The organism is Caulobacter sp. GW822-FHT01G02 (assembly GCF_058802865.1).
The window spans coordinates 717,947-740,482 of record NZ_JBXAON010000001.1 but is presented as its reverse complement, the minus strand read 5'-3'; the positions used below and the strand labels follow the sequence as shown (position 1 = coordinate 740,482).

The following is a 22,536-nucleotide window of genomic DNA, read 5'->3' as shown; positions in this document are numbered from 1 at the left end:
TTAAATTAGCAACGCTCGCCAAGAGCCGCTGGAGGAAGACCATGACCACGTCGCGCGAAATTCGCCTGAAGAGCCGTCCCGTGGGCGTGCCCAAGGTCTCCGACTTCGACCTGGCCACCGTCGAGCTGCCCGCGCCGGGCGACGGCGAGGTCCAGGTCAGGAACCTCTGGATGTCGGTCGATCCCTATATGCGCGGCCGCATGTACGATCGTCCCAGCTATGTGCCGCCGTTCCAGATCGGCCAGGCCCTGCAGGGCGGCGCGATCGGCGAGGTCATCGTCTCCAACGATCCGGATTTCAAGCCGGGCGATATCGTCAACTCGATGTTCGGCTGGCGCGAGGCGTTCAACGCCAACCCCAAGGCGCTGGCCGCCGCCGGCATGGGCGCGATCACCAAGATCGACACCCACGGCGTGCCGCCCCAGGCTTTCCTCGGCGTGGCCGGCATGCCCGGCCTGACCGCCTATGTCGGCCTGCTGCGCATCGCGGCGCTGAAGGACGGTGACGTGGTGTTCGTCTCGGCCGCCGCCGGCGCGGTGGGCTCGGTGGTCTGCCAGATCGCCAAGCTGAAGGGCCACACCGTCATCGGCTCGGCCGGCGGCCCGGAGAAGGTCGCGTTCCTGAAGTCCATCGGCGTCGATCACGTCATCGACTACAAGGCCACCCCCGACGTCGTCGCCGAACTGGCCAAGGTCGCGCCGAAGGGCATCGACGTCTATTTCGAGAACGTCGGCGGCATCCACCTCGAGGCGGCCATCAACTCGGCCCGCCCGTTCGCCCGCTTCGCCCTGTGCGGGATGATCTCGCAATACAACGAGACCGGTAAGGCCGAAGGTCTGTCCAACATCATCCTGGCCGTCGGCAAGAGCCTGCGCCTGGAGGGCTTCATCGTCTCCAACCATTACGACCTCTATCCGCAGTTCGCCAAGGACATGGGCGAGTGGATCAAGGCCGGGAAGATCACCTGGAAGGAGACCGTCGAAGAGGGCGTCGAACGCGCGCCGGACGCCTTCATCAAGCTGTTCTCGGGCGAGAACATGGGCAAGATGCTGGTGAAACTGGGCTAGTTCCCGCCCCGCTCCTGGGCGTAGATGCGGCCCTCGCCTCTACGCCCTTGGAGATTCCCATGCCCGTCGCCCACCTCAAGCGCTGGAACATCGCGATCGGCGACGGCCAGCCGCTGGCCGTGATCGCGGGCCTGAACGTGCTGGAGAACCTGGACCTGGCGCTGGAGGTCGGCCGCGAACTGAAGGCGGTCACGACCGAGCTGGGCCTGCCCTATATTTTCAAGGCCAGCTTCGACAAGGCCAACCGCTCGTCGATCAAGAGCTATCGCGGTCCGGGCCTGACCGAGGGCCTCAAGATCCTAGCCGAGGTCAAGCGCCAGCTGAACGTACCGATCGCCACCGACCTGCACGAGGTCGACCAGGCCGAGCCGGTCGCCGCCGTCGCCGACCTGGTCCAGATCCCCGCCTTCCTGGTGCGCCAGACCGACCTGATCGTCGCCGCCGCCAAGGCCACGGCCGCCCAGCAAGGGATCATGCACGCCAAGAAGGCGCAGTTCATCGCGCCCTGGGACTGCAAGAACATCATCAGCAAGGCCCGCGAGGCCGCGCCGGACCTGGAAATCGTGCTGTGCGAGCGCGGCGCCTCGTTCGGCTACAACAACCTGGTGGTCGACATGCTGGGCATCGCCGAGATGCAGGCCCTGGGCGTGCCGGTCTCGATCGACGCCACCCACGCCGTGCAGCTGCCGGGCGCGGACCCCCGCACGGGCGGCGCCTCGACGGGCGGCCGCCGCTCCGGCGTGCCGATCATCGCCAAGGCCGCGGTGGCGGCCGGCGCCGACGCGGTGTTCCTGGAATTCCACCCCGATCCGGACAAGGCCCTCTGTGACGGCCCCAGCTGCCTGCCGCTGCACGGCGCGGCGGCGCTGCTGAAGACGCTGAAGGTTCTGCACGAGGTCGTGCGGGCCTAACCTCGCGGCTCCGTGATCGCGCGTGAGAATCCGGCGCCCAGGGTCCGAAATCCCGCGCGGCGATGCGCCTTTCAGCGGCAAATCGGCGCTCGAAGGCGCTCCCGTGAGGGGGGAACGTGATAAGCCGCGCGGCCAAGCTTGCGAACGGATTTCCAATAGCCAAGCTCGTGTTCCACCATTGAAATTCTCTAAATTCAATGACTTATTGAAAATCCTCGGACGGGCGAGCATCCTGCCTCCAAACCTTGGCGGAGGTTTTTTCTCGCAACTGCGAAATTCGCGTGATTTCCGGTAGCGAATTTGTGATCGAGGTTTTACTCTAAGGGAAGTCGGCGGCTCTCCACGCCGAAACAGCCCGAGTTCCAAGACATGAGCGATCGCTCCAGCCTCTTCGACGTGCGCTCCTCCACGAGCGTGACCCTCGATCAGGTCGTTCGCCGTGAGACGGTGGAAATCCCCGCCGAGGCGCCGCTAGCCATGCCGGTTCAGCCGCTGGGCTTCTGGCAGGGCGGTTCGCGCCGCGCCGCCGCCCTGGTCGCCGACATGACCTTCCGCCGCTGGATCGTGGCGCTGGCGACGATCGCCATGGGCTTCGCCGGCTGGAAGGCCACCTTCGACACCATCGCCCTGGGCGGCGTCACCCGCCTGGAAGGCGTGGTCCTGACCCTGCTGGCCCCGCTGTTCCTGGCCCTGTCGCTGTGGTTCTGCACCGCCGTCGCCGGCTTCGTGATCCTGCTGGGCAAGCCCAAGGATCCGCTTGGCATCGACGGCGAGGCCCCGATGCCCAAGCTGCACACGCGCACGGCCATCCTGATGCCGGTGCACAACGAGGACGCCGCCGCCGTCTTCGCCCGCCTGCGCGCCATGGACGCCTCGATCGCCGAGACCGGCATGAGCCGCCACTTCGACATCTTCGTGCTCAGCGACACCCGCGACGCTCAGGTGGCCCTGGCCGAGCAGGCCTGCTTCGCCCGCTTCCGCCGCGAGGCCCACAGCAACGTCTTCTATCGCGTCCGCAAGGAAAACACCGGCCGCAAGGCCGGCAATGTCGCCGACTGGGTGCGCCGCTGGGGCAGCGCCTACGAGCACATGCTGGTGCTGGACGCCGACAGCCTGATGACCGGCGAGGCCATGGTGCGCCTGGCGGACGCCATGGAGCGTCACCCGGGCGCCGGCCTGATCCAGACCATGCCGATGATCATCAACGGCCAGACGATCTTCGCCCGCACCCTGCAGTTCGCCACGCGCCTGTACGGCCGCGTCGCCTGGACGGGCCTGGCCTGGTGGTCGGGGTCGGAGAGCTCCTTCTGGGGCCACAACGCCATCGTCCGCACCCGCGCCTTCGCCGAGACCTGCGGCCTGCCGCACCTCAACGGCCCCAAGCCCTTCGGCGGCGAGGTGATGAGCCACGACGCCCTGGAAAGCGCCCTGCTGCGCCGCGGCGGCTGGAGCGTCCATCTGGCCCCCTATCTGGAAGGCTCGTACGAGGAGAGCCCCTCGAACCTGCTGGACTTCGCCACCCGCGACCGCCGCTGGTGCCGGGGCAACGTCCAGCACGTGCCGCTGATCGCCCTGCCCGGCCTGCACTGGATGAGCCGCCTGCACCTGGTGATCGGCGTGCTGAGCTACGCCCTGTCGCCGCTGTGGTTCATCGCCCTGACGGCGGGCGTCACCTCGCGCGCCCTGATGCCCGAGCTGAAGAAGGCCGCCTTCACCATGGCCGACCTGCAGGCCGCGGCGCACGCCCTGATCGACTGGCGCGAGATCCAGGCCACCGCCTGGGCCATGATCATCACCTTCCTGCTGCTGTTCGGCCCCAAGATCATGGGCTCGATCCTGATCTTCAGCCGCAAGGCCGAGATCAAGGGCTTTGGCGGCAAGCGCCGCGTCGCCGCCGGCCTGGCCGTCGAGATGCTGCTCTCGGCGCTCGTCGCCCCGATGCTGATGTTCACCCAGACCCGCGCCATCGTGGAAATCATGGCCGGCAAGGTCGGCGGCTGGGCCACCCAGCGCCGCGACGCCGACAAAGTCGCCTTCAAGGAGGCCACCGCCGCCATGGGCTGGATCAGCGTCACGGGCCTGGTTCTGGGCAGCGTATTCTGGTTCACGCCGGACCTGTTCACCTCGACCGCCCCGATCCTGCTGGGTCTGGTCCTGGCCGTGCCGCTGACCATGCTGGGCGCCCACAAGGTCGCCGGCCTTAAGGTCAAGACCAACGGCCTGTTCATGACCCCGGAAGAACGCCGCCCGCCGGCCATCGTCCGCGCGGCCCTGGGCAGCGCCTGCGAGCCGCCGATCCGCTGGTTCGCCCGCGACGGTCGCCCGATCGGCCCGACCACCCGGATCCGCGACGCGGCCTGATCCTCCGCTCAAACGCCCGAGAGCCTGTCCGAAAGGACAGGCTCTTTTTCTTTTGGGCCTAGCGGCGGGCTGGCCGTGGGGTTCGCGCCGGAGTAGAAGCGCGGCTCCTGTCCTTCCCGGGGAGCCGCGTATCGTGTCGCGTCTGTTCAGCGCCTATGTGATCGTCGACTGGAGCGCCGCGGCCAAGCCGACGACGGGCGCGGACTCCATCTGGATCGGCGTGCTCAAGCGCGACGTGCGCTTCCGCCTCATCTTAGAGAGCTACAACCCCGCCACGCGTGGCGAGGCCGAGGCGAAGCTGGCCGCCGTCCTGGACGACCTGAAGAAGCGCGGCGAGCGGGCCCTGGTGGGCTTCGACTTCCCGCTAGGCTTCCCGCGCGGGCTTTCCAAGGCCCTCTCGCTGCCGGGCGAAACGCCCTGGCGCGCGGTCTGGGACCAGCTGGCCAAGATGGTCAAGGACAAGGCCGACAACACCAACAACCGTTTCGGCGTCGGCTCGGAGATCAACCGTCGCCTGACCGGCGGCCCCTTCCCGTTCTGGGGCTGCCCGCCCAAGGACGCGTTGACCACCCTGCAGCCCAAGCGCCCGCGCGAGCACGGCGAAGGCGACCTGCCGGAGTTCCGCCATGCCGACGAAGCCGCCAAAGGGGCTCACTCGATCTGGAAGCTCTACTACAACGGCTCGGTCGGCGGTCAGGCGATCATGGGCATCCCGGCCGTGCGCCGCCTGAAGGACGCGCGTGGCGAGGCCGTGCGGGTGTGGCCGTTCGAGACCGGCTTCAAGGCCCTGACCGAGGCCGACCTCGAGGGCGTCGCCGTGGTGGCGGCCGAGGTCTATCCGGCGCTGCTGAAGATCACGGCCACGGCGGGCGAGGTCAAGGACCTGACCCAGGTGCGCACCCTGGCCGAACACTTCGCCAAGCTGGATGAAACCGGCAAGCTGGGGGCGCTGTTCGACGCGCCGAAGGGCCTCTCCGAGGACGCGCTGGAAGCCGCCTCGACCGAAGAAGGCTGGATCCTCGGGGCTTAGGCCTCCTCGCCCGCCAACTTCCGATCCCGCCAGTCCAGCATCCGGAACCTGAACAGCAGGAAGCCGGCGGCCAGGAAGCTGGTGATAATAATCGAGATCAGCACCCCGTTCAGGCCCATGCCGCGCGGGATCGCCAGCCACCAGGCCAGCGGGCCCATGACCAGCGCGTAGCTGATCAGGTGGGTCACAGTCGGGATCCACACCTCGCCGCGCGCCCGTAGCGCCTGGGCGGCCACTACCTGCACCGCGTCGGGCGCGAAGAACAGGCAGGCCAACGCCATCGCCGGCAGGATCAGCGTCATGGCCGCCGGGTCGGTGGTGTAGGCCAGCGCCACCCAGTGCTTGGCCGGATAGAGCAGAAGGCCAAACAGCGTCCCGATCACCGCGATAACAGCGAAGGCGATCCAGCCGGCCCGCTTCATGCCTTCCGGGTCGCGCGCGCCATAGGCCCGGCCGACCTGTACGGCGGTGGCCGTCGCCACGCCCAGCGGGACCATGAAGACGATGGCCGAGACGTTCAGCACCACGGTGTAGGCGGCCACGGCAAGGCTGCCGATCCAGCCGCAGATCAGGTTCATGCCGGCGAAGGCCGAGACCTCGAAGAAATTGGACGCCCCGGCGCCATAGCCAATCTTGCGCTGCTCGATCTCGGCGGCCTTGTTGTGGGCCGGCTTGTCGAAGACGCCCAGTTCGCGGGAGTCCTTCATGCGCAGGACGTAGATCGCCAGGGCGATCGCCAGGGCGGTGCGCGCCACGAAGGTCGACCAGGCGCCGCCGACCGCGCCCATGGCTGGCAGGCCGAAGGTCCCGGGCACGAACAGCAGGTTGGCGGCAAGGTTCACGACATTGGCCAGCCACATCATCACCGCCCCCGGCGTCGGCCGCGCCAGGCCCTCCAGCCAGAAGGTCAGCACCACCGAGATCGCATAGACCGGCAGCGACAGCGAGAAGACGATCAGCGGCGCGGTCGCCCCGTCGGCCAGTCCGTCCTTGAGGCCCATGGCGTGCAGGAACAAAGGCCCGAACAGGGCCAGCAGCGCCGCCGAGCCAACGCCCAGCCACGCGCCGTAGCTGAGACCGCGCCGCAGCACCGCGCCGGTCTCGTGCGGCTTGCCGGCGCCGATCGCGCGGGCGGTCATCACCTGCACCCCGACCAGCAGGCCGACCGTGGCGGTCACGAACACCGAGGTCGGGGCCCAGGCCATGGCGTGGAAGCCCAGTTGCCTCGCGGAGAAATGGCCGACGACGATGGCGTCGGTCAGGCCCATGACCATGATGCCCAGGCGCGACAGCACGACCGGCCCCGCCAGGCGGAGCAGTTCGAGCAGGTCGGTCAGGATGGGGCCGCGCGGGCGCTCAGAGAAGAGCGCCGTTCCGGCCGCGTCGCGCGGCATGGTCGTCACCCCAAGTCAAAAAGGTGGGTGTCAAAGAAAGGCGCGCAAAGTGGCTCATGCCCGATTTGTGGGCAACCCGCTTTCGGCAAGGCTTGGAACATCGGACGCGGCCAACGGTTCTTCGGGCTCAGCCCTTGAGGAACGCGCCATGGCCGAGACCCAGACCCCCGAGTTCGAGCACACCAGCGAGCAGGTCGCCAAAGCCTATCGCGAGATCCAGGCCCCGCTGGACGCCGAGGAGGAACGTTCCTTCCAGTCCAAGGACGATGCGAAGGACAAAAAGCGTAGTGACGCCATGCAGGCCGGCGCTCGCCCCTACCCCGCTCCGCCGTACCCCGAACAGCACCAGACCAAGCCTGGCGACGAGGCCGCGCTGGATCCTGCCCCGATGTACGACGCCCCGTTCTACAAGGGCTCGGGCAAGCTGGAGGGCAAGGTGGCCCTGATCACCGGCGCCGACAGCGGCATCGGCCGCGCCGTGGCGGTGCTGTTCGCCCGCGAGGGCGCGGACGTCGCCATCGGCTATCTCAGCGAGAACAACGACGCCAACCTGACCCGCATGGCCGTCGAGCAGGAAGGCCGCCGCGCCATCCTGCTGCCCGGCGACGTCGCCGAACCGGCCTACGCCAAGGCGGCCGTGGAAAGGACGGTGGCCGCGTTCGGCCGCCTTGACATCCTGGTCAACAACGCCGCTTTCCAGGAGCATGTGCTCGACTTCGAGGACCTGACCGAGGAGCACTTCGATCGCACCCTGCGCACCAACCTCTACGGCTATTTCCACATGGCCAAGGCGGCGGTGAAGCATCTGCCCAATGGCGGCTCGATCATCAACACCGGCTCGGTGACCGGCCTGTTGGGCAACAAGGACCTGCTGGACTACTCGATGACCAAGGGCGGCATCCACGCCTTCACCCGCTCACTGGCCACGCATCTGATCGACAAGGGCATCCGCGTGAACGCCGTCGCGCCCGGCCCCGTCTGGACCCCGCTGAACCCGTCGGACAAGCTGGGACCCGATGTCGCCCAGTTCGGCGCCAAGACCCCGATGAGGCGAGCCGCCCAGCCGGAAGAGATCGCGCCGGCCTATGTGTTCCTGGCCTCGCCCCAGACGGCCAGCTACATCACCGGCGAGATCCTGCCGATCATCGGCGGTTATGCGGGCGGCTAGGCCTCACAACCGAACCTCTTCCTTCGACAGGCTCAGGATGAGGTTCTCGTGAACCGCCGTAGCAGCCAGTCCTCATCCTGAGCCTGTCTAAGGAAGAGGACTGCCCCGCCGCCCGTGCTATGGCTTGGCTCCCCAAAAGGAGTCGCAAATGGCCCGCCGCGTCGCCCTCGTCTCCCTGCTGGTCGCCGACTATGACGAGGCCATCGCCTTCTATGTCGGCAAGCTGGGCTTCACCCTGGTCGAGAACACCGACATGGGCCACGGCAAGCGCTGGGTCGTGGTCTCGCCCGGGAGCGACGGCACGAACTTCCTGCTGGCCCGCGCCACCGGCGACCAGGCCGAGGCGATCGGCCGCCAGGGCGGCGGACGCGTCTGGCTCTTTCTGCACACGGACGACTTCGCCGGCGACCACGCCCGCATGAGCGCCGCCGGCGTCACCTTCCTGGAGGAACCCCGCCATGAGGCTTACGGCACGGTGGCGGTGTTCGAGGATCTTTCCGGCAATCGCTGGGACCTGTTGCAACCCAAGGACTGAAACGACGATGCGCCGATTGCTGCCTCTGTTCGCGGCGGTCGCCGCGCTTTCTATCTCGATGGCCGCCCCTATCGCCGTCCACGCGGCGCCGGCCAAGATCCGGGTGCTCTATCTCGATCAGTCTGTCGGGTTCGTGCACAAGCCGGTCACGCGTCCCACCAACAGCAACGGCCCGACGCAATCCGAGATCGCCCTGGCCGAGATCGGGGCCAGGACCGGCGCCTTCACCGTCGAGTCCACCCAGGACGCCCGCGTGATCACGCCCGAGAAGCTGAAGGACGTGGACGTCCTGATCTTCTACACGACCGGCGAATTGCCAATCTCCGCCGAGAACTGGGCCGCCGTGCAGCGGTGGGTCGAGAGCGGCAAGGGCGGCTTCGTGGGCCTGCACAGCGCCACCGACACCCATTGGGACTACAGCGGCCCCGGCCAGACCTATACCGCCTTCATCAACGGCAAGTTCGCCGGCCATCCCTGGATCCAGGGCACGCCGATCACCGTCCAGGCGCTCGGTCAGAAGGCGGGGGGCGGCAAGGATCCCGTCAACACCGCCTGGCCGGACCGCTTCCCTTATGCCGAGGAAATCTATCAGTACTCGGACTATGACCCAGCCAAGGTCCGCGCCCTGCAGGCGTTGGACTTCACCGACATGGCCCTGAAGCGCCCGTGGTTCGTGCCGATCACCTGGACGCGCCAGATCGGCAAGGGTCGCCTGTTCCAGACCAACCTGGGCCACACGCCGAGCACCTGGAACGATCCGCTCTACCGCGCCCAGATCCTGGACGCCGTGCGCTGGACCGCCCACCGCAAGCCCGGCGCGGTCGAGCCCAATCCGGACGAGCAGGCCCTGTGGGCGCTGCGCTCGCTGCTGGCCTATGACAATCGCCCCAAGGCCGAGATCGAGGCGCGCCTGACCAAGCTGGCCAAGGCCGATCCGGCCTGGCTGCGCGACGCCGCCGCCCGCACGGCCGCCCTGCGACCGCTTTGGCCGGCCAAGCCCGACAGCGACAAGGCTCCGTTCGACGCCGCGTACAAGGCGGTGCTGGACGAGGTCGTGGCGAAGTCAGGCGGCTAAGCCTCCCCGAACGCCTCGGCCGCATAGGTCCGCAGCTGGGCGGCGATATCCTCCGGCCAGGCCAGGATCCGCGCCTCGAAAGCCGCGTCATCGCCAGCGAAGAGGGCGCGCATGGCCTCCTCGAACGCCGGCAGGTCGCCGCCGATCGCCGAGGCGAAGCGGTAGGCCGCTTCGCGGGCGGCGCGGATGCGGTCTGGCCCCTCGCTAGCCCGCCGCGCGGCCTCGACCAGTTTGCGCAGCGCCACCGAAGCCCCGCCGGGCTGCGCGGCCAGCCAGTCCCAATGGCGGGGCAGCAGGGTCACTTCGCGCGCCACCACGCCCAGCTTGGGCCGGCCACGGCCGCGCGGCGTCTCCTCCGGCGGCGCGAGACGCGTGGCCAGGGCGTCCGGCCCGCCGCTGAGATCGAAGTCCACCGACCGGCCCGTGGGGTCGAAGATCAGCACCCCCGCCTCGCCAATCAGCCTCTGGGCCGCCAGGGCCGCGTCGAGGCGCGAGCCGACCGCCACGCGCGTTTGGCCATGGAACACGACATAGGGCTCTTCGCCGGCGGCGACAGGCATCAGTTCAGCCCCGTGGCGTTCAGCGTCGCGATCCAGTGGGCGCGACGGTCCTTGAGCTTCGAGGCCCGCATGGAACCCTCCAGGCCCTCGGTGTCGACCGCCTCGACCGCTTCGAACACGAAGGCGTCCGCGCCATGGGCGTTCCAGGCGGCCTGCAGGCTCTTCTCGCGATGCGAGCCCAGCCGCAGCGAGAACCAGACGCCGTTCTGACGGTTGGACAGGTCCGGGGCGACGCCGATCCAGACCTCGCCCGTCGGCACGCAGCGCACGGCGTAGACACCGGCCTGGACCTTGCGTTCCTTGTATTCGCGCAGCAGCGCCTTGCGGTCGGACATGCCAAACTTCTCCCGGGGCGAAACGTCTGGCGCGCCTTTTACCCGGATAAAATGCCAAGTCAATATTGCCCGGATAATTATACCTCGGGAGCGCGGAAGGGCACGTAGCCCCGTTCGACTAGGCGCCGGGTCGCCTCGTAGACCGCCACCAGCTCCTCATACGCCGATCTCAGGTGGGCCAGGCGCGCGACCTGGGCCTCGGACAGCGACGCGCTGGCCTCGGCCATCGACGCGGCTTCGGCCACCCACTTGGCGCGAGCCGTCGCGGTGGCCACGGCCAGACGCTGGAAGCGGCCGGCGTCGGCGTTCGGCACGGTCGCCCCCAGCACAGCCCTGTTCGAGGCGTAGGCGGTGTAGTCGATCTGCTCCAGATACCCACGCAGGCGGCGCTGGACCAGGGGATCGGCGTCGGTGGGCTCGAAGTGGTCGCCGGTGCGGCGGGTGCTGGAAGTCATGGTCGCCATGACGGCCTCCGATCCGGCCGAGAGCCGGCCGTTCTAGCTGGAAGCGTGCGCTTGAGAGTTTAATGACGCGTTGAACCACGATGTGACCTATGGACTGACGCGCAGGTTGATCGCACTGGCTAGGCCGCCGGCAACAAGGCCAAGGACGGCGACGCCGCCCCGGTCAAGCCGTAGGGTCTAGAGCAGCTTGCGGAAGCCCAGGCGCACCGTCCGGCCCAGCGGGTCCAGATAGTCTCGCTGATAGGCCTGGGGCGTCGCGCCGCTCTGGTCACGCACCGACTGCTTGGAGTCGAACAGGTTCTCGAAGTTCAGCGACAGCTGAGCGCCCTTCAGGAGCGGGAACTTGTCGACCATCGGCTTACGCGCGGGCGCGCTGAAATTGGCGAACAGGTTCACCCCCAGCGTCGCCAGGTCCGAGAAGTACAGGGTCTGGCCGCCGGTCGAGCCGCCGTCGACCCAGGTCGAGGCCTTCCAGGCGCCGTTGAAGCGGAAGCCCAGGCCGTCCTTGAAGTAGCCGCCCTGGATCGAGACCTCGTGGCGCGCCTGGCCGTTGCGCGCGCTGATCGCCGCGCCGTCCAACTGGTCCAGCACCGGCATGCCCTTGCGGACGGTGATCTCGTCGCTGAGGCGCCAGGTGTGGTAGACTGACAGCTGGAACAGACCCTGGCCTGGACGCATCATGCCCGGAGGCGGGCCCATCATGCCGCCGCCGCCCGGGGGACCGCCAGGACCGCCGCCACCCACGCGCATCATGCCGCCGCCGGGCGGGCCGCCGCCCGGGCCGCCGAAGCGCCCTCCGGGACCGCCAGCCGAGCCCGGCGCCGGCTTGCCGACCGCCTTGAACAGGTTGAAGCCCCAGCGGATGTTCTCGTTCTGGGCGCTGGCGAAGTTCACCGGACGGGCGTCGATCGACAGCAGGCGGCCCGAGGCGTCACGCACGAAACGGTCCGGGAAGGCGCGCTCCAAGTCCGGGGTGATCGCCGGGAACGAGGCGATCGCATTCTTGGTCTCGGCCCGGGTATAGGTGGCGTTGAAGGTCAGCTCGATGCTGGTGAACGGCTTGTAGTTGACGCCGAACTTGCTGACCCGGCGATTGTCGTTCAGCAGGTTGGCGTTGCCGCCGTCGGTGCGGCTGATGATCACCGTCTGGCCGGTCGTGAAGTCGAACACCGAGACGTTCGGCGTGACCACCAGCGGATCGTTGATCTGGTTGGTCGTGGGCGCGCCCTCTTCATCGGTATAGCTGGCGATGAAGCTGATCGGCTTGATCGGCGACCAGTTGAAGCCGCCGCCCAGGGTCGTCAGTCCGCCCAGGTCCGACAGGTTGTCATAGCCGGCGTTGACGTTGGCCGAGAGGTCGCCCAGCTTGGCCAGCACGTTGTTGCGCGTGCTGGTGATCGGCAGGTTGAAGCTGCTCTGGAAGCTCTCCGTCGTGCGGGTGATGTCGCGCTTGGTGGTGACGCCCGAGCGGACGGTCTCCGAGTTCAGGCCCTTGCTGTTGGCCCCGACCTTGAACGTCGTCTGCAGGCCGCCGGCCGGCAGCATGAAGAGGTTGCCGGTCAGGACGAGCTCGGCGCTGGCCGCGGTCGAGATCGAGTGGGCCGTGTCCGTGGCCACGGCCTTGTAGAGGCTGGGCGCGATCACGCCGAACGGATTAACCGTCGGATCGCCCGCCGCCACCGCCGCCTGGAACGCCGAGGCGTCGAGGCCCCGGCCGGTCTCGGTGTCGGTGTTGGTGCGGTCGAAGTCGCCGGTGACGTTCCAGCGCCAGTCCTTGACCCGGCCGTTGGCGGCCATGCTGACCTGGGTGCGCAGGGTGTCCACGTCGCGCGACAGGGCGCCCGGCGCGTCGATGTAGCGATAGCCGGTCACGGCCTGCGAGAACGGCGAGAATGGGCTGCCGCCCGGCAGGGTGAAGCTCACGCCCGGCAGGCCCAGCAGGGCGTGGCTGCTGGAGTCTTCCAGGTTGCCACTGAGGGTCAGCTGGGTCTGCTTGTTGAGGTCGCGGCTAATCGAGCCCCGGAAGGTGCCCTTGTCGGACTTGGAGATCAGCGAGCGGCTGGCGGTCAGGTCGCCGGTATTGTAGCGGCCGGCCAGCGGACCGAAGTCGGCCAGCGGCGCGCGGCCGTTCACCGCCGAGTCCGGCGCGCCCGCGAAGCTGGCGGAAATCGTCGGGTCGAGGGCCGCGCCGTTGAGACTGGCGACGTTGCCGACCAGGTCGAACGGCTGGCCGTTCGGCGCGCGGACGATGTTGCGGTCGGTTTCGAGCAAATAAGGGTCGTGCGACAACTGGACGTCGACGTTCCAGCGCTTGTCGCCGTTGATGTTCACGCGGTTGCCGCCACCGCCGCCGGAGACCCGGCCGCCGTCGGTGGCGACCGTGACCGCGCCTTGCGTCTGCAGGGCGTTGTAGTTCTTCTTGAGGATGATGTTCACGACCCGCTGGTCGGCCTTGTAGCCGTAGTTCAGCGCGACCTCCTCGGGCAGCACTTGGAAGCGCTCGATGGCTTCCGGCGGGATGCCCTGGATCTCCTGGAAGCCCGAGATGCGGCGGCCGTTGATCAGCAGCACCGGCCCGCCGCCGCCGTCTCGGCCGCGCGTGCTGGTGGTCTGGGGCGTCAGCATGGTCAGCAGTTCGCCGATGCTGCCCGCGCCGAAGCTCTTGATCTCTTCCTCGTTCAGCTCGAGCTCGGGCTCGATATTGCCCTCGACCTTGCCGCGCGGATCGGCCTGGATGACCAGGCCCTCGACCTCATTGGGACCGTCGTCCTTAACCTGCGGCTTCTTCGGATCAGCCTCGGCGGCCGCCTCGGGCGGGGAGGAGACGGGGATCGCCGGCCCGGCCGAGGCGGCGGTCATGGGGTCGAGCGCGGCCGAGGCCAGCCCATACAGGAGGATGGTCGAAAGGGTCATTATGCCCACGAAAACACGAGTGACAGGAACGTCGACGCTCGGCCGCGCCAACGCTGGGTTGCTGCTCCTTACGGGGGTGCGACGCCCTCCGCAACGCCCCCCGGCGTTAAGAATAGGCAATGCGCCATAAAGCGCACACTCGTGTGTCTTCCGACGCTCAAAGAGCGCTCAGGCATTGAAATATCGTCACATTTTCGGCCGCGCCGTGTTGCCCTCGAAACGATATTGCAGCTTGGCAATAAACCGCGCCGCCATGTCGCACGGGGGCGTGCCGGGCGGATTCGAGGCGTCGCCCGGCGGAGCCACACCACGGCGACGCAACCGGAACGTGCTACCTCTCCAGGAACGCCTGGAAGCCCCCATAGATCATCCGCTTGCCGTCGAACGGCATGTTGGTCATGCCCGCCTTCAGACGCTCGTCGGCCATGACCTTGGCGTTGATCTCATCGCGGCTGGCGCGGTCCTTGTAGGTGATCCACGAGAAGATCACGATCTCGTCTTCCTTGGCCTGGACGGCGCGCGGAAACGAGGTCAGTTCGCCATAGGGCACATCGTCGCCGATGCACTCGACATATGACAACGCGCCGTATTCCATCCAGACCTCGGCCCCGAGCCGGGCCATCGCCTTGTAGGCGTCCAGCTTGTCCTTCGGCACGGCGAGCACGAAACCATCCACATAGGCCATGACGTTTCCTCCGCTTCAAATGGCGCTGTCGGAAACAAGGACGTTCAGCGACCCGCCGTTCCGACAGTCCCTTCTCGAATTTTCGCGATCAGGCTGATGATGGCCTTGGCGTGGCCGTTGGAGAGGTTGTCATCAGGGAACACGGCCATGGGGACGTCGGGAACCAGCCCCCTACCCTCCAGGTCCTGGCCCTCTGGTCCCTTGTAGAGCTCGGCCGGCAACGCCATCGTCCAGCCGTTCGGCAGCGGCTTGGGCAACTGGTCGGAGAACGCGCCGCGCGTCGTCCCGCCCACCTGGGTGACATTGGGCAGGGCCTTCATCATCAGGGTGAAGGTCTCGCCGGCGCTGACGGTGATGTCGCTGGTGACCAGAAAGACCGGCCCGGTGAAGCCGGCCGCGCTGGCGGGCTCGACCTTGACCGGCTGCGGCGGCGCCTTGGCCCCGACCGGGACCTTGGCGTAGGCCGCGCGCGGCTGGGCGGCGAAGCGCCCGGCGATGCGCTGGCCGATGGTGTCGTAGCCGCCGCGGTTGTTGCTGACGTCGACAATCACCGCCCTGGCCCCGGCGAAAGCGGCCATGGCCTCGTCGAGCACGGGATCCAAAGGCCGGGGATCGTCCGGCGCGGCGTTGCGCGCGAAGGCGCCTATGGTCACGATGTTCAGATAGCCGATGTCGTCAACCCGGCCCCAGAAGACGCGGTTGTTGGCCGCCTGTCGCCCGCGCCCTTGCAGGATCCCCGTCAGGATCCCCTCGCGATAGGCCTGCAGCCACGCCTTCTCGTCGCCCTGCGGGTCGGCGGCGTGGACACGGTTCAGGGTCGGCGACTCGCCGGGCTCCAGGTCGCGCCGGGAACCGGCGACCATGCCGTGCAGCTCGACATGCGGGTCGTCGAGCCCCGCCATCAAGCCCGACAGCGCCGTCCACAGCTGGGCGTCGGTCGCGGTTGGGCTTACCTTGGCCAGGGCCGCGGCCTTGCGCGCCGGCCAGTCCAGCTTGCGCTCGGCCGAACGCGGGTAGTAGGCGGCGAAGGTGTCGGCGGCGAAGGCGACGATGCGGTCCGGCGTCCAGGCCGCCGCCGCGATGCAGGGCGTTGGCAGGTTGGGCAGCTTGTCGAACAGGTAGCGCGTGCCGTCCTGACTGCCGGTCAGGGTGATCGTCCCCTGCCCTTCGGCGCGCCAGAGGGTCATGACGCCTTCGGGATCAGGCTCCCGGCGCGGGTCCGGATAGCAGGCCTCGCCAGCGGTCTGGAACAGCTGAGCGCCGTCGGGCCCGAACAGCACAATCCAGCCGTAGCCGCGCGATTTCCAGGCGCCGCGCAGCTCGGCCGCGACCGGCGCGCCCTTGGCCTGCACCGGCCAGAACGGACTTTCGGCGAGCGCCGGCGCGGCGAAGGCGAGAACGGCGGCGGCGGCCAGAAGACTCAAGCGTTTCATGGGCGCGACGGTGGAGGCGTCTCCGCCGCCGCGCCAGTGAAATCGCCGCGACGCCCGACGCTAGCGGAGCAGAACGGCCTGAGGGCCGCGGCGCAGGGACCGTGGCAATTCGGGTCCGTAGCCGAAGCGGACCACAAGATCCGGGCGTTTGGCCGGCTCCCCCAGCCACGCGGCCATCCGGCGGCGCGTCGCCGGATCCTCGACCGGCTGATTGAGGAAGGCCAGCTTTAAGCCCGCGGCGGTCGCCGTCAGCGCGAACCGGGTGAAGGCGCGCCCCACGGCGATCCAGCCGGCGGGCGTCTCGGCCGGACCAGTGAAGATCGCCGCGCCCGCCGAGCTCCTCATCCAGCCCGCGAGGCGATCGGCCTCGCCCTTCTTCGTCATGACCATGGGCAGCAGGCGCTCGCCCAGCCAGCGCGGCGCCGTGAGGTTGCCGGAAGCGGCCGTGAACAGGCCGTCCCTTTGCGCCAAGGCTTCTCCGGCGTCGAAGCGGATCCAGTCGGTGAGTTCGCGCATGAAGGCGGGATCGGCGAGCTGAGCGTTATTCCCGGCGACGATCATGTCCGTCAGGCGAGACCGCTCGTCGGGCTCCAGCACCCATCGAAGCGCCACGTCCTGTCCCACGGCGGCTTCAAGTCGACGGAGCGTGGCCGCGTCCGCGGGTCTTCCATCATACTTGGTTCGCGTCGATGCGCGGCGGGGTATGGCCTGGAACAGGGCGTCCGGGCGAGCCGGCGCGCTGGAGAGCGCTATACGGACGCCGCCTCCCGGCAGAATCTCCGGCTCGCCCGCCCAGCCATAGCCGAGCCCCGCCTGCAGCAGGGTCTCCAGGGCGCAGCCGAGGCTGACGAACAGGTGATGGTCGTCCGGATCCACCACCGGGGTCCGTCGTGAAAAGTCCGGCAGAATCTCGATCGCGCGAGGCTCGATCCGAAAGCGCCAGGGCTGGGTGTTGTGTCCGTTCGCGGCCAGAGTCGCCGCATGGATCAGGGCGATCATCGGAACGCCGCCGCCGCCCAGATCCGGCAGCCGCCAGAGATCCCGGACCGCGCGGTCGTAGGGGCTTTCACCGCCGGAACATCCCGCGACCAGCAGCGGCATGGCGGCGATCAGGGCGCGACGAGTGGGCATGGCGGCGGCTCCGAAAACCCAAGCTGTAGCCGCCGCCTCTCGCCTCGCCTTGCGACGAGTCAAACCCCCTTTATTCGGTCTTCAGATAGATCTCCGAGCCCTGTTCCTTGAACTTCTCACTCATCTCGGCCATCCCCAGCGCCGCGTCGTTCGGCGCGATGCCGGCCGCGAAGTCGCGGACTTCGTGGCTGATCTTCATCGAGCAGAACTTGGGACCGCACATCGAGCAGAAGTGGGCGGTCTTGTGCGCCTCCTTCGGCAGGGTCTCGTCGTGGAACTTGCGGGCAGTTTCCGGATCGAGGCCCAGGTTGAACTGGTCTTCCCAACGGAACTCGAACCGCGCGCGGCTGATGGCGTCGTCCCACATGGCCGCGCCGGGGTGGCCCTTGGCGAGGTCGGCGGCGTGGGCGGCCAGCTTGTAGGTGATGACGCCGGTTTTGACGTCGTCGCGGTCCGGCAGGCCCAGGTGCTCTTTGGGCGTGACGTAGCAGAGCATGGCCGTGCCGAACCAGCCGATCATCGCCGCGCCGATCGCCGAGGTGATGTGGTCGTAGCCAGGCGCGATGTCCGTGGTCAACGGGCCCAAGGTGTAGAAGGGGGCCTCGTGGCAGTGCTTCAGCTGCTCATCCATGTTGGCCTTGATCTTGTGCATGGCCACGTGGCCCGGCCCCTCGATCATCACCTGCACGCCGTGCTTCCAGGCCACCTTGGTCAGCTCGCCCAGGGTGCGCAGCTCCGAGAACTGAGCCTCGTCATTGGCGTCGGCGGTCGAGCCCGGACGCAGGCCGTCGCCGAGGCTGAACGACACGTCGTAGGCGCGCATGATCTCGCAGATGTCCTCGAAACGCTCGTAGAGGAAGTTCTCCTTGTGGTGCGCCAGGCACCACTTGGCCATGATCGAACCGCCGCGGCTGACGATGCCGGTGACGCGCTTGGCGGTCATCGGGATGAACGGCAGGCGCACGCCGGCGTGGATGGTGAAGTAGTCGACGCCCTGCTCGCACTGCTCGATCAGGGTGTCGCGGAAGACCTCCCAGTTCAGGTCCTCGGCCACGCCGTTGACCTTCTCCAGCGCCTGGTAGATCGGCACCGTGCCAATCGGGACGCTGCTGTTGCGGATGATCCAGTCGCGGATGTTGTGGATGTTGCGGCCGGTGGACAGGTCCATGACCGTGTCGGCGCCCCAGCGCGTGGCCCAGACCAGCTTGTCGACCTCGTCGGCGACGGTCGAGAGCACCGCCGAGTTGCCGATATTGGCGTTGATCTTGACCAGGAAGTTGCGGCCGATCGCCATCGGCTCCAGTTCGCCGTGGTTGATGTTGGCCGGGATGATGGCGCGGCCGCGGGCGATTTCCTGGCGCACGAACTCGGGCGTCACGAAGTCGGGGATCGAGGCGCCGAAGTCCTCGCCGTCGCGCACGCACGGGCGGTCCTGCTCTCGGCGCAGGTTCTCGCGGATGGCTACATATTCCATCTCGGCCGTGATGATCCCGGCGCGGGCATATTCCAGCTGGGTGACCAGCTTGCCCGGTTTGGCGCGATAGATCGGACGGCTGTTGTTCGGGAACTCGGGGGCCAGGTGCTTGCCTTGAGCGAAGCCATTGTCCTCGGGCTTCACCTGACGGGGATCGGTGACCAGCTCGACGTCGCCGCGGGCGACGACGAAGGCTTCGCGCGTGCGCTCCAGGCCCTTCTCGATGTCGATGGTCGCCGTCGGGTCGCTGTAGGGACCGGACGGGTCATAGATCGTCACTGGCGGCTCGTTGGCCGACGGGTGGACGGCCACCTCGCGGAACGGCACGCGGATGTCGGGGAACAGCTGGCCGGCCTGGTAGACCTTGCGCGAGCCGGGGATGGGGCCGGTCGAGATGGTCTCGGCCACGGACTTGATGGTGGTCTGGATGTTCATTTCGGGCGCTCCTTCGGCTTCGAGGAGACCCGGACGTGCGCGCTTGAGTCGGTTTACGGACGGGCTGCGAGCGCCGACCGCGTTCCCTCCCTTCGCCGGCATGACCCGGATCAGGTTCTACGGGTCAGGGCCAGAGCCCAATCTCAGCCGCGCGAGCGACCCCCCGGTGAACAACGGCTGGACACTAGGCGCGTTGACGCTGAGGTCAAGCGTCGCGTGCCCTGGCGATCACGAAGTCGTCAACCTCGTTACCCTTGGCCTTGCCGGCGCGAATGGAGCGTGACCGCTTCTGGTCACCGCCGCCGAGGGCACATCCATGAACGCCATCCCCAATCGCCGCGCCGTCCTGCTGGGCGCGCTCGCCGCAGGCCTCGCCACGCCGGCCCTGGCTCGAACGCCGGCGAAAAACATTGTCCTGGTCCACGGAGCCTGGGCCGACGGCTCGTGCTGGAACGAGGTGATCCCTCCGCTACAGGCCAAGGGTTTCAACGTCACGGCAGTGCAGAACCCCCTCACCTCGCTGGCCGACGACGTGGCGGCCACCCGGCGGGTCCTCGCGCGGCAGGACGGCCCAACCGTGCTGGTGGGCCACTCGTGGGGCGGCGTGCCGATCACCGAGGCCGGCGTCGACCCGAAGGTCACGGCTCTGGTCTATGTCGCCGCCCGCGCGCCGGACGCCGGCGAGGACTTCAACGCCCTGGCGGCGACCTATCCGACCATGCCGGTGCGGGCCGGAGTCGCGACGACCGACGGCTATTCGTGGCTGACCCAGGACGCCTTCGTCCGCTTTTTCGCCGGCGACGTCGAACCGGCGCACGCCCTGACGCTCTTCGCGACCCAGCAGCCGATCGCCGCCAGCCTGTTCGCCGGCAAGACCACGGTCGCGGCCTGGCGCGACAAGCCCAGCTTCTACGCTGTCTCGGCCAACGACCAGACGACCAACCCGGACCTGGAGCGCTTCCTGGCCAAGCGCATGAAGGCGACGACCATCGAGCTGCCGTCCAGCCACGTGTCGATGATCTCGCATCCCAAGGCGATCACGGACCTGATCATCCGCGCCGCCGGGTGACGGTTAATTCACTTGCGGCCGGCGGCCGGCCACGCGATCGGGTGACCCGCGTTCTATGGAGATCCGCCCATGACCTTCCGCCGCCTCGCCCTGCCCATCCTCTGCGCCCTGATCGCCACGCCCGCCCTGGCGCAGGAGACCTATCCGAAGACGATCCCGTCCTCGGGCGGCGAGGTGATCATCCCCTCCGAGCGCAATCAGAAGGCCTATGACGAGTTCAAGTACGCCCCCGCCCGCAGGGCCGGCGACATGCTCTACGTCTCGGGCGCGGTCGCCGGCCGGGGCAAGGACGAAGGCACGGACCCGGAGTCGTTCAAGCGACAGGTCCGCCGCGCCTTCGTCGCCCTGGACAACACGTTGATGGCCTCGGGCGCCACCTTCGACGACGTGGTGATGATCAACAGCTTCCACGTCTGGGAAGGGCCCGATCAGCCCGCCCCGCGCTGGGAGCAGCTGGCCATGATCAACGCCGTCAAGAGCGAGTTCATCAAGGGCGCCCATCCGGCCTGGACCGCCGTCGGGACCAGCGGCCTGCTGCCCGCCGGCGGCATCGTCGAAATCCAGCTGATCGCCTACGCCCCGAGGAAGTAGACCCTAGAGGCGGCTAGCCGAAAAGGTGTCGCAGGCCGACGGGTCGCCCTGGTCATAGCCGCGCGTGAACCAGCGCATCCGCTGGGCGCTGCTGCCGTGGGTGAAGCTGTCGGGCACGACCTGGCCTTGGGTCTGCTTCTGGATGGTGTCGTCGCCCACGGCGGCGGCGGCGCCCAGGCCATCCTGAATGTCGGCGCGGTTGATGACGATCTTGCCGCCCGAGGCCTCGCCCGCATGGGCCGCCCAGACGCCGGCATAGCAGTCGGCCTGCAGTTCCAGCCGCACCGAGCCGCTTTCCTCGCCCCGCGCCCCCAGGCGGCGGGCCTGCTGGTCGGCGCCCAGAAGGTGCTGCACGTGGTGGCCGATCTCGTGGCTGACGACATAGGCGCGGGCGAACTCGCCCTTGGCCCCGAAGCGGCTTTCCAGTTCCTGCCAGAACGACAGGTCCAGATAGACCTTCTGGTCGGCCGGGCAGTAGAATGGCCCCATGGCCGACTGGCCCGTGCCGCAGCCGGTGCCCGTGGCCTGATTGTAGAGCACGATCGCCTCGGGCGGCCGGTAGTCGACGCCCTCGTTGCGGAAGATCGGCGTCCAGACATCCTGGTTGGACGCCTCGATCACGTCGATGAACTGGCCCTCGCGGTCGGAGACCTCACCGCGCGTCCCCTCCTGCTGGGCGGGCTGCTGCAGGCCCTGCGTCGCCTCCATGGTCGTGCGTGGATCGATGCCGAACACGAAATAGCCGATGGCGGCCAGCACCACCGCGCCGATGCCGCCGCCGACGACGCCGACAGGCCCCAGACCACGCCGATCCTCGATATTGCCGGATCGGCGACCGCCTTCCCACTCCATGCAGTCCTCGCTCAGTTCGGTTGGCTGGCGGGCTTGATCGCCCTCATGCGCGCATTGCTCTGGTCCAGCGCGTCCTGCGTCAAGCGTTCCATTCGGCTCACCGAGGCCGAAAGCTCGGCGTCACGGCGCGCGGCCTCGTCACGCGGCGGGATTGTCCCGTTCCGCTGATCGCTGAGGTCGCGCAGGATCACCTGGGTCCTGGCCCGCTCGTTGGCGTTCGAGGTCTCGATCTGGTTGGCCAACGCGTCGCGTCTTACGTCATCCACCGCTTGAGCGGCGGCGTTCCGCGTCTGGATGTCACGCAAGGTCGTCTGGCCCTGGGCCGCGTCGCCCAGCGCCACCAAGCCAACCGTGAGCACAAGAACCGTGCGCGCCATCGGGATACTCCTACCAGCCGGAGCGAGCCGACGACGCGCCGCGCGTCAGGGCCGCTTGACCGTGAAACGCGCGAGTTCGGTCTTCGGCGCCAGCCAGCCCGGCTTCAATTCCGCCGCCCGCGAATAGTCCTTGTAGGCGGCTGTCAGGTCGCCCAGCCCCTCATGGGCCAGGCCGCGATTGAAGAAGGCCTTTTCCGGCGCCCTCACGCCCATGCCCAGGCCCTTGTCGATCTGCTCGACGCCTTCACGATAGCGCTCCTCGCCGACGAAGGTCGCGCCGCGATTCACATAGGCCTCGCCCAGGTTTGGGTCGATGGTCGAGGCTTGGTCGAAGTCGGCGCGGGCGGCGCCGAACTGACGCTGGCGCATCTGCAGCACGCCGCGGTTCACGAAGGTCCGGGCGCGGTCGCGGAAGTTCAGGGTCTCGACCTCGAGGGCCGTGGTGCAGGCCAGGACGGCGCGGTCGTCCGTCCGGCCCTTCTCGGCCGCGTCGGAACACTCCTGGGCCGAGCCGCCGCCGATGATCAGGTCCGAAGCGCCGGCGGCTCCGGCGGCGGCCAGGACGGCCGTGGCGCAGAGCGCGGCGAGAGGGATCGCTCGCATGTGTCTTCCTCCCATGGGGCCGGTCTCTATGGCCGGCCGTTTATGAGGCGATCATAGCACCGTCGCGCGGTCC

General features: G+C 68.3%; 21 protein-coding genes and 1 riboswitch. Of the genes, 9 read left to right on the top strand and 12 right to left on the bottom strand.

Features of this window, described 5'->3' with window-relative positions; genetic code table 11:
• Window positions 1-41 precede the first annotated feature (41 nt).
• From AC1RNC_RS03380 to AC1RNC_RS03365, 4 genes are all read left to right on the top strand, one after another.
• Entirely contained in the window at window positions 42-1,067 is a 1,026-nt protein-coding gene (locus tag AC1RNC_RS03380; protein ID WP_492883717.1) for an NADP-dependent oxidoreductase, read from the top strand.
• A gap of 59 nt (window positions 1,068-1,126) precedes the next feature.
• The gene (gene kdsA / locus AC1RNC_RS03375; RefSeq protein ID WP_492883716.1) at window positions 1,127-1,978 is read left to right on the top strand and encodes a 3-deoxy-8-phosphooctulonate synthase; all 852 of its coding nucleotides are present in this window, start codon (window positions 1,127-1,129) and stop codon (window positions 1,976-1,978) included.
• A gap of 369 nt (window positions 1,979-2,347) precedes the next feature.
• A complete protein-coding gene (gene mdoH, locus AC1RNC_RS03370) occupies window positions 2,348-4,339 on the top strand; it encodes a glucans biosynthesis glucosyltransferase MdoH (protein ID WP_492883715.1) in 1,992 nt (663 codons plus the stop codon).
• Window positions 4,340-4,472: 133 nt separating this feature from the next.
• On the top strand, window positions 4,473-5,369 hold the full coding sequence (locus AC1RNC_RS03365) for a cobalamin biosynthesis protein CbiG (protein ID WP_492883714.1): 897 nt from the start codon (window positions 4,473-4,475) through the stop codon (window positions 5,367-5,369).
• Here the strand turns inward: AC1RNC_RS03365 and AC1RNC_RS03360 are convergent.
• Entirely contained in the window at window positions 5,366-6,763 is a 1,398-nt protein-coding gene (locus AC1RNC_RS03360; protein WP_492883713.1) for an MATE family efflux transporter, read from the bottom strand. The two genes, AC1RNC_RS03365 and AC1RNC_RS03360, sit on opposite strands and share 4 nt — an antisense overlap.
• Before the next feature lie 148 nt (window positions 6,764-6,911).
• Between AC1RNC_RS03360 and AC1RNC_RS03355 the strand changes: the two genes are divergently transcribed.
• From AC1RNC_RS03355 to AC1RNC_RS03345, 3 genes are all read left to right on the top strand, one after another.
• Window positions 6,912-7,931: an SDR family oxidoreductase gene (locus tag AC1RNC_RS03355; protein ID WP_492883711.1), complete on the top strand. Its 1,020-nt coding sequence runs from the start codon at window positions 6,912-6,914 to the stop codon at window positions 7,929-7,931.
• A 148-nt stretch (window positions 7,932-8,079) separates the two neighbouring features.
• On the top strand, window positions 8,080-8,466 hold the full coding sequence (locus AC1RNC_RS03350; protein ID WP_492834610.1) for a VOC family protein: 387 nt from the start codon (window positions 8,080-8,082) through the stop codon (window positions 8,464-8,466).
• 7 nt (window positions 8,467-8,473) lie between these two features.
• Window positions 8,474-9,541 (top strand): ThuA domain-containing protein, encoded by a 1,068-nt coding sequence (locus AC1RNC_RS03345; RefSeq protein WP_492883709.1) that lies wholly within the window; start codon window positions 8,474-8,476, stop codon window positions 9,539-9,541.
• Here AC1RNC_RS03345 and AC1RNC_RS03340 read toward each other — a convergent pair.
• The 8 genes from AC1RNC_RS03340 to thiC form a co-directional block, all read right to left on the bottom strand.
• Window positions 9,538-10,101, bottom strand: coding sequence for a DUF2239 family protein (locus tag AC1RNC_RS03340; protein ID WP_492883707.1), 564 nt, complete (start codon window positions 10,099-10,101; stop codon window positions 9,538-9,540). The genes AC1RNC_RS03345 and AC1RNC_RS03340 overlap by 4 nt on opposite strands.
• Window positions 10,101-10,436 carry a GIY-YIG nuclease family protein gene (locus AC1RNC_RS03335; protein WP_492883706.1) on the bottom strand — a complete coding sequence of 112 codons (336 nt, stop codon included), beginning with the start codon at window positions 10,434-10,436 and terminating at the stop codon, window positions 10,101-10,103. Before AC1RNC_RS03335 ends, AC1RNC_RS03340 begins: the two co-directional genes overlap by 1 nt.
• 77 nt (window positions 10,437-10,513) lie before the next feature.
• Entirely contained in the window at window positions 10,514-10,900 is a 387-nt protein-coding gene (locus AC1RNC_RS03330) for a hypothetical protein (RefSeq protein ID WP_492883704.1), read from the bottom strand.
• Window positions 10,901-11,077: 177 nt separating this feature from the next.
• Window positions 11,078-13,813, bottom strand: coding sequence for a TonB-dependent receptor (locus AC1RNC_RS03325; protein WP_492883702.1), 2,736 nt, complete (start codon window positions 13,811-13,813; stop codon window positions 11,078-11,080).
• A gap of 331 nt (window positions 13,814-14,144) precedes the next feature.
• Window positions 14,145-14,498, bottom strand: a complete 354-nt coding sequence (locus AC1RNC_RS03320) for a DUF1428 domain-containing protein (protein WP_492883700.1) — start codon at window positions 14,496-14,498, stop codon at window positions 14,145-14,147.
• Window positions 14,499-14,542: 44 nt separating this feature from the next.
• Entirely contained in the window at window positions 14,543-15,931 is a 1,389-nt protein-coding gene (locus AC1RNC_RS03315) for a S41 family peptidase (protein WP_492883698.1), read from the bottom strand.
• 60 nt (window positions 15,932-15,991) lie between these two features.
• The gene (locus AC1RNC_RS03310) at window positions 15,992-17,062 is read right to left on the bottom strand and encodes an Acg family FMN-binding oxidoreductase (protein ID WP_492883696.1); all 1,071 of its coding nucleotides are present in this window, start codon (window positions 17,060-17,062) and stop codon (window positions 15,992-15,994) included.
• A 70-nt stretch (window positions 17,063-17,132) separates the two neighbouring features.
• Window positions 17,133-18,971, bottom strand: coding sequence for a phosphomethylpyrimidine synthase ThiC (gene thiC, locus AC1RNC_RS03305; RefSeq protein ID WP_492883694.1), 1,839 nt, complete (start codon window positions 18,969-18,971; stop codon window positions 17,133-17,135).
• A 70-nt stretch (window positions 18,972-19,041) separates the two neighbouring features.
• Window positions 19,042-19,147: riboswitch (TPP riboswitch) on the bottom strand.
• 140 nt (window positions 19,148-19,287) lie between these two features.
• Here thiC and AC1RNC_RS03300 point away from each other — a divergent pair.
• Both AC1RNC_RS03300 and AC1RNC_RS03295 read left to right on the top strand, forming a co-directional pair.
• Window positions 19,288-20,040 (top strand): alpha/beta hydrolase, encoded by a 753-nt coding sequence (locus AC1RNC_RS03300; protein ID WP_492883692.1) that lies wholly within the window; start codon window positions 19,288-19,290, stop codon window positions 20,038-20,040.
• Between the two features lie 69 nt (window positions 20,041-20,109).
• The gene (locus tag AC1RNC_RS03295) at window positions 20,110-20,631 is read left to right on the top strand and encodes a RidA family protein (RefSeq protein ID WP_492883690.1); all 522 of its coding nucleotides are present in this window, start codon (window positions 20,110-20,112) and stop codon (window positions 20,629-20,631) included.
• A gap of 3 nt (window positions 20,632-20,634) precedes the next feature.
• Here AC1RNC_RS03295 and ypfJ read toward each other — a convergent pair whose 3' ends face one another.
• From ypfJ to AC1RNC_RS03280, 3 genes are read right to left on the bottom strand one after another with little or no spacing between them, the layout of a single operon-like run.
• On the bottom strand, window positions 20,635-21,483 hold the full coding sequence (ypfJ, locus tag AC1RNC_RS03290; protein WP_492883688.1) for a KPN_02809 family neutral zinc metallopeptidase: 849 nt from the start codon (window positions 21,481-21,483) through the stop codon (window positions 20,635-20,637).
• Between the two features lie 11 nt (window positions 21,484-21,494).
• A complete protein-coding gene (locus tag AC1RNC_RS03285) occupies window positions 21,495-21,860 on the bottom strand; it encodes a hypothetical protein (protein ID WP_492883686.1) in 366 nt (121 codons plus the stop codon).
• A 45-nt stretch (window positions 21,861-21,905) separates the two neighbouring features.
• Window positions 21,906-22,463 carry a tetratricopeptide repeat protein gene (locus AC1RNC_RS03280; RefSeq protein WP_492883684.1) on the bottom strand — a complete coding sequence of 186 codons (558 nt, stop codon included), beginning with the start codon at window positions 22,461-22,463 and terminating at the stop codon, window positions 21,906-21,908.
• Window positions 22,464-22,536 lie beyond the last annotated feature (73 nt).